We start from the raw sequence: 14,905 nt of genomic DNA on the forward strand, positions 1-14,905 counted from the left end.
CCTGAACCAGCGGTAAGAAACTTTGTCGGAAACGTAAAAACGTGCAAAAGGACGTACGATTACGGGGCTAGGTTCTATGACCCGGTGATCGGTAGATGGGGAAGCGTGGATCCGTTGGCGGAGCAGATGAGGAGATTTTCCCCTTATAGCTATGCTTTTGATAATCCAATACGGTTTATCGACCCGGATGGGATGGCTCCAAAGCCAGCTTGGGGTTTTCTTGTTCCTGTAATAGAAGCCATTGCAGGCTACTTTACCGTTGAGACAGTGGCCGTTGTGACAACGGGTATAGTCGCAGGAGCAACGATTAAGCATGCGATAGATACCTATCCGGGAAGAGGTGGTGTTTCCGATGTTACATCGGTTCAGGATAACACGAGGGTGAATAGTGTTTTCAATAAGCCAATTGCCAAAAGCGAGTCCGCTAAAATTAGAGAGAATAATAGTGAGGGGCAAAAGGAAGTTGTAGATAAACCAGCAGAACCCTATAACCGAAGGAAGCATTATGGCAATACCCAACAAAAGCAGATCGAAAGGAGATGGAAGCTAGTCCTGATGAAGTAGTGGACCATGAACCGGAACTAGTGAAGAGATATTATGAGAGTGATTCGAAAACAGGTGAAAAACCTGGCTATCAAATGACACCTGACGAAAGGAAAGCTAGTGCTAATGATAGGACAAGGATGAAGCTACAGCCGAGAGCGGAGTCTAACAAACAGGGAGCGGATGCCTCGAGATATTCTCGAGAACAAAAGAAAAAACATGGATTATAGTATATCTGATTATAAAAAACAAATAATACAACATTATGCATCGGTGTGGGGAGATGGCTTTAGCATGCAAACTTGGGCAAAAGGGCCGGCGTCTGATTTGGGAGAAGACTTTTGTATATTGGAATTTGCTCCTACCAAATCACGAAAGATGTGGACCTACGCAACTTGCTGCATGTCAAATCGCAAAAATGAAACCCAGATTGAAATGCATCTGTTTTCTTCTACTAAGGATGAATCTTTAGTAGAATTATTGACGGCGATAGCTCATTATCATAATTTTGGAAAGCAACTGGGTCTCTGGCATACTGTAAATTTCGGAAGGCCTTGGAAAAATGGATCTAATTGCTGCTATGGACTTATTTCGTTGCCCTATCTAGATGGACCTGACCTTGAAACTCTAAACTCAAAAGAATTCAAGCCTGTTAAATTTTATTGGCTTATTCCAGTTACAGAAAATGAGGTTGACTTCAAGAAAAGATATGGAATAGAACGATTGGAAGAGAGCTTTGAAGGAAATAATTTTAACTATCTGGATCCGCTTAGAAAGAGCGTCGTTTAAGAGCTTGTCCCGACTGTTCATTAGTCAGTTTTTTTATTATCGCGTATGGATTTTCTTGATTTTAGCACTAGTGTTGATGTTTACAAGGATAGCTCTTCCCAGAGGCGGCTCCACGAAGGGGTTCGTTCACGGGTACAGCAAGGGATTAGCTTGCAAAAGATGTATACGATTTACGTAACAATGCGAATGCTCCTGTTCAAAGCATACTTGATTTGATAAATCTAAATAAGGTAACGTATCCTAGCGTATTTACAAAATAACAATTATTATGACTCAAGAACAATTTGTTGATGCGTTAAAGATTGCTGTAACGGAATCGTCTGTTAAAGGAGTTGTTTCTGCTTTGGAGAGTCCTCCGGGAAGAAAACCGAAAGACCTATATAAAAAGTTGTCAGAATGGTATAACGGATTGGATGCTGCAGACAAGAATATGGTTGTCGATATCGTAAGGCTGTCGATAGATCATGGTGTTTTTGGCTTTTTATGCGTGATAGATGGCGTTAGGGCTATAGCAGGTGGAGATAAAAGTGGAGAATTTACTTTAAGCTACAAAGACGTTGACGGTGAATCTATATTGAATGACCCAAATGAGGACTATTTGCATGATCTGTATAACGCTGAATAAAGCTTAAGCCTAAAAAATATAGAGAAAACGCCTCGGCAAACTGCCGGGGCCTTTTTATTGCGCATGTTTCTGCTGCTTCTTTAAGATAATAGTTGCGAGCATTTTTGTTCCTTACTCTCATAAGTAACTGATAATGAGATTATGTATATTTAGCAGGCAGTGTCTGCTGAATTTGGAGAGATAGCTAGAAAGGTGAAATAAAACAGTGGGTTCCATGCTGTTCTTCTTCAATAATCCGTTTGCTTACTGACCAATAGGCTTCGACTATTGCAATGGCGGTTACTTTATAAACTTTTTCCTGTGAATAGTTGGGTTATAAATTTCTTATAGTAGGGTAAGTTGAAATATTTAAAAGATAAAAAACCAACCATCGTTTTGCTAAAAATATTAGATTTTTTTATATTTGCGATAACCTGAATCGAAATGAGTCAAAGTAAACAGCAAGCGAATCAGTATGACAAGATCTTCCGTGAGAACATGGAGGCAGTGTTGCCGAGTATCGTTAAACATCTCCTAAAACTCGATATAGTAGAAAGTGAAGAACTGCCTGATGATTTGCAGCACACAAAAGAACGCAAGCCGGATCTACTCAAAAAGGTAAAAGATGCGTCGGATAAGATTTATGTGTTGCACGTGGAGTATCAGACAAAGAATGAGGCCGATATGGTGTTCCGGATGGCTGAGTATAGTGTAATGTTGCAGCGGAGGTATCGGCTGCCCGTAAAGCAATATGTTGTTTTTATCGGTTCGGCCAAAGTGACGATGGCAACCGCTTTTGCAACGGAAGATCACCAATTCCAGTATAACCTCGTAGCGTTTTCCTCGGTAGACTATAAAATATTTCTTAAGTCTGATAAACCCGAGGAGAAAATATTGGCAATATTAGCTAACTTTGTAAATGATAGTCCATTAGAGGCTGTCTTAACAATTCTAAAGGAAATAAAATCGGTTTCCGATGGAGATCTGTCTGGAAGCAGATATTTTAATCAATTGCGAGTGTTGGTGCAATTGCGTAAATTAGAGAATCAATTCATTGAAGCTATGGAAACGATAACAAAATTTTTTAAAGAAGAGCGAGATCCGTTGTTTCGGAGAGGTGAAGCAAAGAAAAGTTACGAATTCATCGAAAACTTAATAAATCAAACAACTTTTGACGATGTTAAAATAGCACAATTGGCGGTTGTTGAATTAGACTTCGTCCAAAAAGTTCGCGCTGACCTGGCTAAAAAGAAGAAGAAATAAGGATTCCCTAGTATATATAAAGGCATTCCTTGAATGGCTTTTCTTTTTAGCCTGCAACTTCTTTATCAAATTTTCATTTTTCTCGCTCGGGCTATATCGTATTGAAAAAATTACTTTTGCTTATTTTTATACTCCTTGGCAAATTTCTTTAAAGCTGCAATTAGCGTCGGGTTATTAACCATAACAACTTTGCCTTTCTTTTCGTCAAAATGCTCAACTTCGTAAGGTAAGCCCTCAATTTTATGGAGTCTGTTTAGCTCGTCCTCTAGTGCTTTTGCTAACCCTGTATTTATCCGTCCTTGGGGCTCTAGAAGATCCCTATTATCCTTTTCCAGCAATTCGCCAATTTGATTCAAATTATCATCAGTTGGTTGAAAATTGTTTGAGTTCCAGCTACTAACAGTTGTATAGTCTACGTCTACCCATAACGATATAAGTCGGGATGAAGCCCCCACATCTTTTGCTACCTGTTTGATTCTGTTACTACTTTTCTTATTTGGAGTCTTCTTCTTTGCCATAAAAATCTTCTTTTAAAGTTTGTGTATGACTCAAACTTTTTATATATTTGTTTTGTAATTAGATTATAGCGACAATAGGAGAGAAGTGTTTATAAGCTTCTTTACAACGATGTTACTCACAGTAGAAAACCGCTAAAATTTCCATGTGAGTTGATCGTGGAGTCGCCTTTATTGGAATTTTATATCTTTGTAGATATTATCCAATAGGGCGTTCTCCATGTTAGACTCTGTGGAACCATGATTTCGGTCGTGGGGTTCTTAGCGGTACCACTACCAGAGCTTTGGAGTTCGTCCTATTGGTTGTTAAACCAATAGTCATATTTTCAAAGCTTCGGAGCTGACATCGTTCATATAAACTCTAAGTGTTATGAGAACGATACAAACCAAACCAACCAACTATTTAAGCCGCAAATTATTTGTGATGCCAGGCATTAATAATGGCACCTTACGGCCACGTCCCAAATCCTTACAAAACCACTTAAAGAACATTATCACTTCACCCGAATAAGGTAGCCAAAAGATAAACAGACTGCGGATAGCATAGAGGAAGAGCAAAAGACGCTCAACCCGAAGCAGGCATAAAAGGGCCATATTCCAGTCTGTTGCCGACCCTATGTTATAAGTAAACCAAGCTTTGCTTAGGTTTTTAAGATAGGCCGGTTCTTTTGGTTATCGCAATTAGTCATAAAGATACAGGCTTCGTCCTAAACCAGCAAATTTTTGCGTCTTCTTAAAGACATGTGGGTCGGTTTATTTAAGATTTTAACACCTAAATCGAATTAAATCGACCAAAATGAAAGCATTTTTACGCTTAATGGGAGGGGTGTGTGCTGTTGGGAAACTATCAGTTCAAGCCCTCTCTCGAACATATAAAATAGTAGGTACGGCGCGCAAGCGTTCGCTAATGATGCCTGCCTGCCGTAGGCAGGAGTGTGAGCGATTAGTGATAAATACTGTTTTTTTCTCAACGAACAGTTTTTCGCTACGACCATTGCGTATACAAAAAAGTACTGAAAAAAATACCTGTAACTCGCGAGTTACAGGAAAATGGGGCTTAAGAAGGGTCAAAGGCATTTTTTGGTGCTTTTTTACCGCTAAAATTTGCATAAAAAAGTGCTGGAAATTTAGGTACAGATACCTTTTTTCGTCGCAAAATGGTGCCTACGAACCTATAAGAATCGGGAGGCCACTGCGCGGCCTTAAACCTTACACCGTATACCTTATAACCCTAAAAATCTTGTTCTGTGTTTGTTTGGCTCACGCCCGGCAGTCCTCCTCCCCGGAGGCTGCCCACGGCGTGGCTTTATCCACAGATTCTATTAAACCGCTACAAATAGGAGACACCATTCCCGAAGCGTTATGGCACATGCCCTTACAAACGGTAAAAGCAGGGCGGGCGGGAAGCACTACCGTAACGCTCAATGATTACAGAGGTAAGCTGATTATACTGGACTTTTGGGCTACGTGGTGTACGGCCTGTGTAGCTGCAATGCCCGATTTACATCAACTACAGGCGAAATTTGAAACAGAGCTCAAAGTGCTATCGGTAACGTATGAACCATCTGACAAGGCCCGGCAATTTTTGGAAAACAACAAATTGCTAAAAGACCTGAATATAGGCTCCATAACTGATGATAATATGCTGAAGAAGTACTTTTACCATAAGCTTATTCCGCATTGTGTGTGGATTGATCAGAAGGGCGTTGTCAGGGCTACTACCAGACCTGATGCGGTTAACGCTATAAATGTATCGGGGATAATTGACAACCAAACCGTTGGACTAAAAATGAAACGGGATATCGATGCCGCTAAACCTCTGTTCTTAAAAGGCGATCTGTTGGTTTCCAATAAGGTCAGACACCATAGCATCTTTATTGAAGAAACTTATCTGGGCTTGCCGGTCGGCCCTAAGATACATAGGAATAACAACGGGGCGGCCGTTGGTCTGGCGCTATGTAACATACCGCTACTTGGCATTTACGATTATCTGGCCCGCAAGCTGTTTGCCGGAAAGGGAATCTTATATTCATCGAAAGATAGATATATAGCTGCCCGGGACACGACGGGATTGGGGATGGTTTATACAATTTCACTATCGGCCGACACGGTAGCTGACATGAACAGGGTATATAAAAACATGCTAAATGAAGTAAACCGGTACAGTGGCTGGAAGGGAATGATCGAAAAGCGAAAACGTAACTGTTATGTGCTCCGCCACACAGCTGAAGAACCTGGCTTTTTATCAGGTACCGACTCCCTTAAAATGAATACATTCTTTAAAAGTAAACCGGGAGATGCTGTCCGTTTAAAAGGTTATCCCATAAAATACCTGGTAGCCGGAATCAACAGCTTTGTTTTTGGCCGGTCGGATGATCTGCTGGTAGACGCAACAGGCATAAAAGGCCCTGTTGACCTCACCTTACAGCTGGAACCTGGTAATGTTGAACGACTAATAGCACAACTTAAATGCTATAACCTGACGTTAACGAAAGAAGAGATTGAGACAGACGTATTTGTTATTAGAAAATCTGACCTATAACCTTCAACTTGAACAAAATGAAATTATGTATTATCTTATGGTGTGCCTTAATCAGCTTTACCTGTCATGCGCAGTCAAGAATTGCCGGACATGTAATTTCCTCTCGAGACAATCAACCGATCAGCGCGGCAAATATAAAACTGTCCGATGGAACAACCATTGCCAATACGAACGCACGGGGCGAATTTAAAGCACTCATAGACGTGAAAGATTCACTGATATTTATCCAGCACATCGGTTTTATTACAAAAAGGGAAAACCTTAATGGCCGGACGGTTGATAAACTACTTATAGCTTTAGAGCCTGACGAACAACAGCTCGAAGAGGTAACCATATCGTCGGGTTATCAAAGGATTGCAAAAGAACGTGCGACGGGTTCTTTTACCTTTATAGACAATGAAACATTCAGCGAGCAGGTAAGTACTGACGTCCTGAGCCGCCTACCGGCCGTTGCCAACGGTCTGATCGCTGATAATAGTACCAATTCTTCCGGAAGGCTGATGATCCGGGGACTGAGCAGTATCAGAGGACCTAAGCAACCGCTGATTGTTGTGGATAATTTTCCTTACGAAGGCGATATTACCAATATCAACCCGAACGACGTTGAAAATATCACTGTATTAAAAGATGCCGCCGCAGCGTCTATTTGGGGCGTCCGCGCCGGAAACGGTGTGATTGTGATCACCACAAAAAAGGGCAGATTTAATCAATCGCTCACAATAGATGTGGTGGCGAGTGCTCAGCTCATAACGAAACCTGATCTCTCCTATCTCCCTCAAATGGAAACAGCCGACTATATCGGGGTCGAAGAGCTCCTGTTCAACAAAGGCTATTATAACTCAAGAATCAACAGTATCGGAAAGCTGCCACTCAGTCCGATTGTTGAGAAACTAATCCAGCTGAATGCGGGACTGATCGACTCGGCGAATTATTTAACGGAGCGTATGCGTTTGTCCGCATTGGATGTGAGGGATCAGTATAATAAATACTTTTATAGTAGCGGGCTCAATCAGCAGTATTCCCTACGCATGCGTGGGGGTACAGACAAACATAGCTGGGGTATGGGATTGGGTTATGATGGCAATAATTCCAACCTAAACGAACTGAACCGACGGGTGAATATTCGTTTCGAGAACACTTGGCGGCCACTACCGAAACTTACTGTCAGCTCCGATATTTATCTTACACGTACTGCTGATCGCTCGGGGAAACCTGCTTACGGAAGTATCGGAATGGCTACTTACAATCTTTACCCCTATGCCGAGTTTGCAGATGCAGCGGGAAATGCACTGCCGATCTATCAGAAGCGAAAGCCTTACTTGGATGCATTGGCCGAAGATGGCAAACTGCTGGATTGGAATTATTATCCCTTGCAGGATTACCGTTATATGCGGAACAGTACCGATGGAACGGATGTTCTGCTCAACACCGGTTTCAATTATCGCATCTCGGAATGGTTTTCATTTGATGGCAGGTATCAATATGAAAAGCAACTGATAGAACGGACCAACAAGCGGGGCGAAGAAAGCTATTTTGCGCGTGACCTCATCAATTCCTACAGTCAGATTGACGCGGTTTCGGGAGCTGTGAACTATATCGTGCCCAAAGGCAGTATTGCGGATATTGCGTCATCTTCGTTGGCTTCTCATAGCGGCAGAGCCCAGTTTAATGTCAATACCGCTTGGTCAGATCATGAGATCAACGCAATTATCGGTGGTGAGATAAGGCAGTCGCATACCGCAATGAATCAATATCGTATCTATGGATTGAAAGACGACAATCTCACTTTCGGCCAGGTAGACTATACACGGCAATATCCGAATTTTGTTAGTGGAAGTCTCTCTTTTATTCCGAACAACCAGCAGTTGGATGATCGGATTTTGCGTTTTGTGTCGGTATACGGAAATGGGGCTTATACTTTCAGAAGGAAATATACCCTTTCGGCAAGCATGAGACGTGATGCCACTAATCTATTCGGCTTAAATACAAACAACAAATGGAACATGCTCTGGTCGATAGGTGGCAGCTGGGATATTGGTGCGGAATCTTTCTATAAAAGTAGCATGCTGCCTTATCTGCGTCTCCGGTTAACGCATGGGTATAGCGGCAATATCGATCCGGCCATGAGTGCCGTTAGCACCATTTGGTATGTTGGTATCAACCGGAATACGAGGTTTCCCTATGCAAGATTTGATAACTACGCAAACCCTGACCTGCGCTGGGAAACGGTGCAAACTACAAATATGGGAATAGATTTTACCTTTCGGGATAACCGGCTGAGCGGCAGCATAGAATATTATCTGAAACGCGGGAAGAATCTTTTCGGACTGGAGGTAATGGACCCCACGGCAGGAGTTGGCAGCAATATCACAAAGAATGTAGCGGAAATGAAAGGGCATGGTATGGATATCCAATTGAATTCGGTTAACATAAAGGGTCGCGCAGTCTCATGGCAGAGTCAGTTGAACTTAAGTTTTAACAGAGACGAAGTAGTTGACTATTACCTTAGCTCAACTCGGGGAAGGGACTTCGTTACGGAGCGTTCAATTGCCGGTGTTATCGGAAAGCCGGTGTATTCGGTGTTTTCATTCAGGTGGGCGGGGCTTGACCCTGAAACCGGAGATCCCAGGGGCTATCTTAATGATCAGGTTAGCAGCAATTACACCCAGCTTTATGGAAACGGTACGCAATTGGACGATCTGGTATATAATGGCCCGGTGCTGCCCGTATGGTTTGGGTCACTTGGTAATACGATTACTTTTAAGAGCCTGAGCTTATCAGCCCGCATTGTATATAAAATGGGCCATTACTTTAGGCGCAGCAGTATAAACTACTACTATCTTTATTCACAGGGCGAGCAACACAGTGATTTTGCGTTAAGATGGCAACAACCGGGCGACGAATTATATACAGATATTCCGTCGATGGTTTATCCCACAAGTTCGAGCAGGGATAACTTTTATCGCTACACCGAACCTCTGGTGGAACGGGCGGATCATATACGACTTCAGTATGTGAACCTGTCGTATAAACTGAATACCGGCTTTCTTCGGAAAATTGGCGTGAAGAGTTTCACAGCATTCTTAAATGCGGACAATTTGGGTATTCTTTGGCGTGCAAACAAAAAAGGTATTGATCCGGAGTTTCCGAGCGGTGGTAATACCCTGGTACCGCCGCGTGCATACGCCCTGGGAATACGTGCTCAACTATGATATAACAAAAAAAAGATCAACATGAAAAACTGTACAAATAGACTTATCTTTTTTATACTGCTGATTGGCCTGCTAGCCGGTTGCAAAAAATTTTTGGAGGAAAAGCCCGATAAAAAGCTGGCAGTACCGGTAAATGCCGAACATTTTCAGGCCTTATTGAATGAAAGTTCGCAAATTGATATTTCTCCATCTGAGGGAGAGATTGCGTCCGCTGATTTTTATCTGGCCGATGACGACTATGAAAGTTTGGGATGCGAAACGGAATGGGATCTGTACCGGTGGAAAGATGGGTCTTTTACCGAATTATGTTATATTGAGGATGGTTGGCGCAAATGTTATAAAAGTATCTACCATTGCAATGTGGTGCTGGAAGGGGTTGCCGAACAAGCCTTAAATGAAGAGTTAAAGAATGTGAAAGGGCAGGCGCATTTTCACCGGGCAGTTAACTTATTGGAGATGGCCGGTATATGGGCGTCGATTTATGATGAAAATACCGCCGACGAGAAATTGGGCTTACCGCTTCGTCTGTCCTCGGATTTCAATGTTAAAAGTGAGCGGGCGAATCTGAAAGAAACGTATAGGCAGATATTGGAAGATCTGAAGGAGGCCGAAGTAAACTTGCCTGTAAGGCAACCGAACAGAAGATGGCCGGGCAGATCGGCCGCGCTCGGATTGTTGGCACGGACCTATCTTTTTATGGGGGATTTCGAAAATGCACTTATTTATGCCGATAAAGCCCTGCAGGGAGTCTCTTTACTGGATTTCAATGAGATTGATGTACAGGCAGATTATCCCTTTAATTCCGAAGATAATGAGGAAGTGCTGTTATTCAAATTCCTGTTCACTTATTACTCATTAAATGAAGCGGTGGCTAAGGTTGATAGTAACCTCATTAAGCTGTATGATAATAGAGATCTACGCAAACAGGCCTTTTTCCGAGTAAATGAAGACGGTTCCTACCGCTTCAAGGGCAGTTATGGGGGAGGTCGGGGCGCGTACTTTTCGGGAATTGCTGTGGATGAGGTGATGTTGATCAAGGCGGAAGCTTTGATACGCCTTGGAGAAGTAGGAGAGGCCCTGTCTGTTCTGAATCAATTATTGGAAAAACGATGGCAACGCGGATTTTTCAAACCCTATCAAACAGTTGATGCTCAGGAAACATTGGACCTGATTTTGAAGGAGCGTAGAAAGGAACTGCTATTCAGAGGACTGAGATGGTTTGATGTGAAACGCATCAATCACTTGGGTGGAAAGATCACGTTGGAAAGAGAAGTGAACGGGCAACGATATACGCTGCCCGTTGGAGATCCCCGTTTTACCATTCTCATTCCGGAAGACGTGATAAGGCTGGGAGGGATTCCGCAAAATGAACGCTAATCCTAGTTGCGTCCTTTTGCCGATTCGTCAATAATGGCCTGCGGAGAACCAAGCTCTTCCAGGTATTCATTCAGCGTCATGTCTTCCGGAACCTCCAAGCTACAAGGTATTTGAGTTGGATTGTCGCAAGAAAGGCCCGGCTGCTGATTTTGGTTCCAATTGGACGGATTGGCCACATGGTCGTTCAACGAAGAGGAAGGTCCGTTGTAAAAATAAGTGGTAGTCGCCCGGACCTTCTCTTTTTTATTTTCTTTCTCTGTCTTTTCGGTAGCATAAGCGTTGCCCGATACCATGATTGCCATCGCCAGTGCAAAAGCAAAGCTTAAACCTTTTTTTAATTGAGTATACATGTTATCCTCCTTGTTTTTTAGTTTTTAATTTTTATTATAACTTCTTGTACGTTCTCTCATGTTGAGAAAATCTACTGGGAATAAGGGGTACACCGGCCTACCCGGAAATACCGCAAATCTGCGTGGATAATAATGGGAAAATGATTTCATAATATTTGGTTTTTGTACAAGGCTAAGTTATTAGGTGTTGAGGAGAAAAATAGTTCACAGCTGGTGGACGAAATGCATCGTTTACGTTTTTTATGCGATCATCAAATCCCTTTTCTATAAAGGGATGGGAGAGAGGCTTTAAAATGTAAATGCTAGTATGCGAAAGCGGTTAGTGTTGATGAGTGAATTATTTAATGATGAAGGCGTTCATGCCAAGCGCTCGAAGATTCTTCATCCCACTCTGCAACGGGATCAAGGTGATGTAGGGAGTAAAGCCTGTCAGCCGGATTGGCTGTGTACAAAAAATAAATGAAAAAACTTCCTGTAACTCGCGAGTTACAGGAAAACCTGGTTTAAGAAGTATTGAAGGTGCTTTTGGTAGTTTTTTGCTGCTAAAAATTGCATAAAAAGGTGCTGGGAATTCGCGTATAAATTTGCTCGTTGCGGTAGAAATGCTGACAGGAATATGGTTAAGGCGGTGACGTGGGGGAGGCTGCCACGTCGTAAACTCCTCGCAGTGACGCGTAGTGGCAAGGCCCCGCGCGTCCTTAAACCTTACACCGTATACCTTATAACCCTAAAGATCTTTAGGAAGAGTGTTTTGAATGGGTGATCAGTAATGAAATTCTCACAGAATAGATAAAGGTATCTCCTCCCCAATTCAGGGCTTAGGTTATTTATGCAAGAAGTAGAAGAGAAAACCGAACATAGCTGCCAATTGGGTTACCCAGAAGATAAACATCCATTTGATCGTGGAAGAAAAGTCACTCTTCATTTCTGCTCTCAGATTTGCCAAATCTTCCTTTGTAGCTAAATGTTCGATTCTTCGTTCTACGGCACGTACTATTTCTGCTTCATTGGCATCCTCCATGTATTTAACGACTTTTTCCGCACTTGCTTCGTCCATGCCTGATAAGCGCTTTAGTATTGCAAATACTTCTAATGTGTTAGTTCTCATCGTATTAGAATTGGTTAAAGGTACTAAATTTTATTTTTTTAACCTTGTCTTAGGTATCTTTTTTTGACTTTATAATAAGAACCTTTGCTTATTTGTAGATAATGCCATCGTTGTTCGTTGGTGGTCTGGGCCACGATTTCAGGTAATTCTTCCACCAATAATTTATATTTTTGATAGTGACTGGGTTGCTGGAAAATAAGTGCATATTTACGCAAGCGATTAATCTGGTGCTGTTTGAGAATATGAAATAGCTCAGATATAGACCAAAAGCGCCGTTGCCCTTCCACGGCAATCTCATTGCGCAACATAAAGAGTGCAGTGGATTTTAAGAACTCGATATGTACATTCCCAGACCGTTTGGTATAGAGATGCTCGGTACCCGTGAAATATGAATAGGGGACTAATAGCCAACGTACGATACGCTGCCCATCAGCACGATAGTGGTTACCTGCCACCAGTCCTTCGAGCACAAAACACCAGTATTGGCGTGCATCATCGGGCTGGCTGAAGATAGCGCCTTTCGTAAATTGTTTTATAATTCCATGACGTTCTAAAAACAGACGGGCATCATCCGGGATACGCATGTAACGCTCCCAAAAGTCGAATAATCTTTGCATGTGTTTATTTGTAAAGGTTAAATAACTAGGCTAACATTAGGTTAGGTGTCTTATTTATGTAAATCCGCTCATGTAAAACATGGCGTTCCTCCTTTCTTTTTTAGATAGGGTCTGTTGAGGGCTCACTCCCTGCAAACCTTGGGTAATTGATAATTGGGGTTTATATGTTTTCTCGTTTGATGGAACCAGGCGCAGTAATTGAGCAAAATCATAGCTAGCGAAAAAAGGCTCAGGCCTAAGAAAATACTGATCAGCAGGTGTAATATGATAATGCTACCAATAAATGGCTCCTGTAAACGACGAAGCAAAAGATTGAGCGGATAGGCAATCTCCAAGAGAAGCACCAAAATTCCGCCCGCGCTTAAAAGCCAATGAGGTAAAAAGCCGACATCCCATTGGGCGCTGTTAAAGTAGGGGAGGTGAAGTGCCTTCCAAAGTGCCTGGCCATTCCACCAACTGCTGCCGAACGCTTTGTTGAGTCCGTTGAAAAAATAAACGATGGATAGGTGTATCTGTAAGATACGCTGGCAGCGGTAAAGTGTAGGAGTGCTTGCCGGTATTAATTTCCATAGGTATTTATCTACGCTATAACTACGATAAGTAGGGAAAAGAAGGCAGTAAAAAAGGCCGATCTGGCAAAAATAGTCGAAACCATAGCTGAACAATGGAACAGCCGTAAATATACAGGCATGTAATAATAACAAAATGCATGCAACCAATGGCGTAGCAAAGCCGATCGCTAACAGGCCTGCCAAGCTATAATAAGTAAAGCTTAATCCTTGATAAAAGTGCTTGCTATCAATGGCTTTTTCAATCGCTTGGATGCCCGGTAACAGCGTGTCTTTTTTGATGTCGAGCAGGGTATAATCAACCAGCCCATCAAACGTGTAAAACAGCTTGAAATCATCTCCCAAAGTATAGTAAGCTAAACCGGCTAAACCGGCCGTACCTACGCGTAAAGGAAATTGAAAGTCGAGCTGCCGTAAAGGCAGCTTTTTGAAAGACGAAAAAATCATATCTTCTATAGGTTAATCGTACGCTGAAAAATCAAAAAGTAGGCGTCTTGTGCTAGGCTATCATGCTCCTGATAGAGATAGATCGACACTTTCACTTGGCTGATGTTTGGATCGCTTTTACCAAGATACCGGGCCATACTGCCGGCGACGGCGCGACTGTATGCTGGCTCTAAGTTTGTATGTTTATCAGATCTGTCGGCTTCTTTTAGCAAAGGCTCAAATAAACGGGTAAAGCTTGAATAACGGTTTAAGCTTTCGCGATTTTTTAGCTTTGGATTGCCGAGTGTAAAACGCAGGCTATCCCGGTTATTATAAAGACGAAACTCGGTGACGTATTGGCTTCCAATATTTGGCGCGAAAAATCCGTAAGGCATGTCATTGCCGGTTAATTTTGCATAAACCCGTAAAATGGAATGTTCAAATACGTGCTGGCCGATGTGCACGATTTCTGTAAGCGCCCTCGGTTCTTCCTGTCTGGTTCTGTAGTATGCGTAATAGCTATGCTGAAAATTATTCCACAGGATTATTCCAAAATGCAGGCTCACGCCCAATAGAAATATAATAGGCTTCATGAGACTTATACTGAAGCTTTTTTATTGATAGGATAAAATCAACGCAATCTGTTCCGTGGTATATTGATCCTTTGTAGGCTCCACCGGTCGATCCGGAAAAACTATTCCCTGAACAAAGATACCGGCAGCGGCGTACTGGTCGGCACCCAACTCCATCGGCATTGCAATCTGCTCGGCTTTTGGAAGATGAACGGTTACCATTTTTTGCTGAAAGGTGTGGCTTAACAAAGCAGCGAAAGCAAACAGGCTTAGGCCGCTCAAGATATTGTGCTTTGTCATCATGTTTGTTTTTTAGTATCGGAATAAAGATCATTATCTCCCGATTTTCTCAGTTAGAAATGGCGCGAACGGTAAGGATTATGTCACCAGTGACTATTTATTTGACATACATGGTAGT

Annotated in this window: 15 protein-coding genes and 1 pseudogene; 9 read left to right on the plus strand and 7 right to left on the minus strand. The window is 42.4% G+C overall.

The features are described from left to right. Positions 1 to 54: 54 nt before the first annotated feature. The 5 genes and pseudogenes from ACH11B_RS09635 to ACH11B_RS09655 all read left to right on the plus strand — a co-directional run. A pseudogene (locus ACH11B_RS09635) lies at positions 55 to 207 on the plus strand (RHS repeat domain-containing protein); the annotation flags it as partial. Between the two features lie 332 nt (positions 208 to 539). Then, on the plus strand, positions 540 to 773 hold the full coding sequence (locus tag ACH11B_RS09640; protein WP_377613636.1) for a hypothetical protein: 234 nt from the start codon (positions 540 to 542) through the stop codon (positions 771 to 773). Beyond that, positions 763 to 1,332 (plus strand): suppressor of fused domain protein, encoded by a 570-nt coding sequence (locus tag ACH11B_RS09645; RefSeq protein ID WP_377613635.1) that lies wholly within the window; start codon positions 763 to 765, stop codon positions 1,330 to 1,332. The genes ACH11B_RS09640 and ACH11B_RS09645 overlap by 11 nt, the downstream gene beginning before the upstream one ends. A 268-nt stretch (positions 1,333 to 1,600) precedes the next feature. Then, positions 1,601 to 1,957, plus strand: coding sequence for a hypothetical protein (locus tag ACH11B_RS09650; protein ID WP_377613634.1), 357 nt, complete (start codon positions 1,601 to 1,603; stop codon positions 1,955 to 1,957). 423 nt (positions 1,958 to 2,380) lie between these two features. Then, positions 2,381 to 3,199: a hypothetical protein gene (locus tag ACH11B_RS09655; protein ID WP_377613633.1), complete on the plus strand. Its 819-nt coding sequence runs from the start codon at positions 2,381 to 2,383 to the stop codon at positions 3,197 to 3,199. 110 nt (positions 3,200 to 3,309) lie between these two features. Here the strand turns inward: ACH11B_RS09655 and ACH11B_RS09660 are convergent, their stop codons facing one another. Further along, positions 3,310 to 3,717, minus strand: coding sequence for a hypothetical protein (locus ACH11B_RS09660; protein WP_377613632.1), 408 nt, complete (start codon positions 3,715 to 3,717; stop codon positions 3,310 to 3,312). Positions 3,718 to 4,084: 367 nt separating this feature from the next. On the opposite strand from ACH11B_RS09660, the gene ACH11B_RS09665 reads away from it, so the two are divergent. From ACH11B_RS09665 to ACH11B_RS09680, 4 genes are all read left to right on the plus strand, one after another. Then, a complete protein-coding gene (locus ACH11B_RS09665; protein WP_165446969.1) occupies positions 4,085 to 4,225 on the plus strand; it encodes a hypothetical protein in 141 nt (46 codons plus the stop codon). A gap of 285 nt (positions 4,226 to 4,510) precedes the next feature. Continuing rightward, positions 4,511 to 6,256, plus strand: a complete 1,746-nt coding sequence (locus tag ACH11B_RS09670) for a TlpA family protein disulfide reductase (RefSeq protein WP_377613631.1) — start codon at positions 4,511 to 4,513, stop codon at positions 6,254 to 6,256. A gap of 17 nt (positions 6,257 to 6,273) precedes the next feature. Further along, entirely contained in the window at positions 6,274 to 9,468 is a 3,195-nt protein-coding gene (locus ACH11B_RS09675) for a SusC/RagA family TonB-linked outer membrane protein (RefSeq protein ID WP_377613630.1), read from the plus strand. Between the two features lie 21 nt (positions 9,469 to 9,489). After that, positions 9,490 to 10,845, plus strand: coding sequence for a RagB/SusD family nutrient uptake outer membrane protein (locus ACH11B_RS09680; protein WP_377613629.1), 1,356 nt, complete (start codon positions 9,490 to 9,492; stop codon positions 10,843 to 10,845). A gap of 2 nt (positions 10,846 to 10,847) precedes the next feature. Here the strand turns inward: ACH11B_RS09680 and ACH11B_RS09685 are convergent, their stop codons facing one another. From ACH11B_RS09685 to ACH11B_RS09710, 6 genes are all read right to left on the minus strand, one after another. Further along, on the minus strand, positions 10,848 to 11,195 hold the full coding sequence (locus tag ACH11B_RS09685; RefSeq protein WP_377613628.1) for a hypothetical protein: 348 nt from the start codon (positions 11,193 to 11,195) through the stop codon (positions 10,848 to 10,850). An 823-nt stretch (positions 11,196 to 12,018) separates the two neighbouring features. After that, on the minus strand, positions 12,019 to 12,303 hold the full coding sequence (locus tag ACH11B_RS09690) for a hypothetical protein (RefSeq protein ID WP_377613626.1): 285 nt from the start codon (positions 12,301 to 12,303) through the stop codon (positions 12,019 to 12,021). Positions 12,304 to 12,341: 38 nt separating this feature from the next. Continuing rightward, a complete protein-coding gene (locus tag ACH11B_RS09695) occupies positions 12,342 to 12,920 on the minus strand; it encodes a hypothetical protein (RefSeq protein ID WP_377613625.1) in 579 nt (192 codons plus the stop codon). A 122-nt stretch (positions 12,921 to 13,042) separates the two neighbouring features. Continuing rightward, a complete protein-coding gene (locus tag ACH11B_RS09700) occupies positions 13,043 to 13,936 on the minus strand; it encodes a hypothetical protein (RefSeq protein WP_377613624.1) in 894 nt (297 codons plus the stop codon). 5 nt (positions 13,937 to 13,941) lie between these two features. After that, positions 13,942 to 14,508 (minus strand): hypothetical protein, encoded by a 567-nt coding sequence (locus tag ACH11B_RS09705; protein ID WP_377613623.1) that lies wholly within the window; start codon positions 14,506 to 14,508, stop codon positions 13,942 to 13,944. A gap of 21 nt (positions 14,509 to 14,529) precedes the next feature. After that, complete coding sequence (locus tag ACH11B_RS09710; protein ID WP_377613622.1) at positions 14,530 to 14,790, minus strand: hypothetical protein; 261 nt, start codon at positions 14,788 to 14,790, stop codon at positions 14,530 to 14,532. Positions 14,791 to 14,905 lie beyond the last annotated feature (115 nt).

It is taken from the genome of Olivibacter sp. EAT-5, from assembly GCF_044784325.1.
Taxonomy (GTDB): Bacteria; Bacteroidota; Bacteroidia; order Sphingobacteriales; family Sphingobacteriaceae; genus Olivibacter; species Olivibacter oleidegradans.

What these genes read in the sequence shown, in the direction of transcription:
- ACH11B_RS09690 (WP_377613626.1), bottom strand. Translation starts at nt 12,303, where the DNA reads ATGAGAACTAACACATTAGAAGTATTTGCAATACTAAAGCGCTTATCA.
- ACH11B_RS09665 (WP_165446969.1), top strand. Translation starts at nt 4,085, where the DNA reads ATGAGAACGATACAAACCAAACCAACCAACTATTTAAGCCGCAAATTA.
- ACH11B_RS09675 (WP_377613630.1), top strand. Translation starts at nt 6,274, where the DNA reads ATGAAATTATGTATTATCTTATGGTGTGCCTTAATCAGCTTTACCTGT.
- ACH11B_RS09640 (WP_377613636.1), top strand. Translation starts at nt 540, where the DNA reads ATGGAAGCTAGTCCTGATGAAGTAGTGGACCATGAACCGGAACTAGTG.
- ACH11B_RS09680 (WP_377613629.1), top strand. Translation starts at nt 9,490, where the DNA reads ATGAAAAACTGTACAAATAGACTTATCTTTTTTATACTGCTGATTGGC.
- ACH11B_RS09710 (WP_377613622.1), bottom strand. Translation starts at nt 14,790, where the DNA reads ATGATGACAAAGCACAATATCTTGAGCGGCCTAAGCCTGTTTGCTTTC.
- ACH11B_RS09660 (WP_377613632.1), bottom strand. Translation starts at nt 3,717, where the DNA reads ATGGCAAAGAAGAAGACTCCAAATAAGAAAAGTAGTAACAGAATCAAA.
- ACH11B_RS09645 (WP_377613635.1), top strand. Translation starts at nt 763, where the DNA reads ATGGATTATAGTATATCTGATTATAAAAAACAAATAATACAACATTAT.
- ACH11B_RS09685 (WP_377613628.1), bottom strand. Translation starts at nt 11,195, where the DNA reads ATGTATACTCAATTAAAAAAAGGTTTAAGCTTTGCTTTTGCACTGGCG.
- ACH11B_RS09700 (WP_377613624.1), bottom strand. Translation starts at nt 13,936, where the DNA reads ATGATTTTTTCGTCTTTCAAAAAGCTGCCTTTACGGCAGCTCGACTTT.
- ACH11B_RS09695 (WP_377613625.1), bottom strand. Translation starts at nt 12,920, where the DNA reads ATGCAAAGATTATTCGACTTTTGGGAGCGTTACATGCGTATCCCGGAT.
- ACH11B_RS09650 (WP_377613634.1), top strand. Translation starts at nt 1,601, where the DNA reads ATGACTCAAGAACAATTTGTTGATGCGTTAAAGATTGCTGTAACGGAA.
- ACH11B_RS09655 (WP_377613633.1), top strand. Translation starts at nt 2,381, where the DNA reads ATGAGTCAAAGTAAACAGCAAGCGAATCAGTATGACAAGATCTTCCGT.
- ACH11B_RS09705 (WP_377613623.1), bottom strand. Translation starts at nt 14,508, where the DNA reads ATGAAGCCTATTATATTTCTATTGGGCGTGAGCCTGCATTTTGGAATA.
- ACH11B_RS09670 (WP_377613631.1), top strand. Translation starts at nt 4,511, where the DNA reads ATGAAAGCATTTTTACGCTTAATGGGAGGGGTGTGTGCTGTTGGGAAA.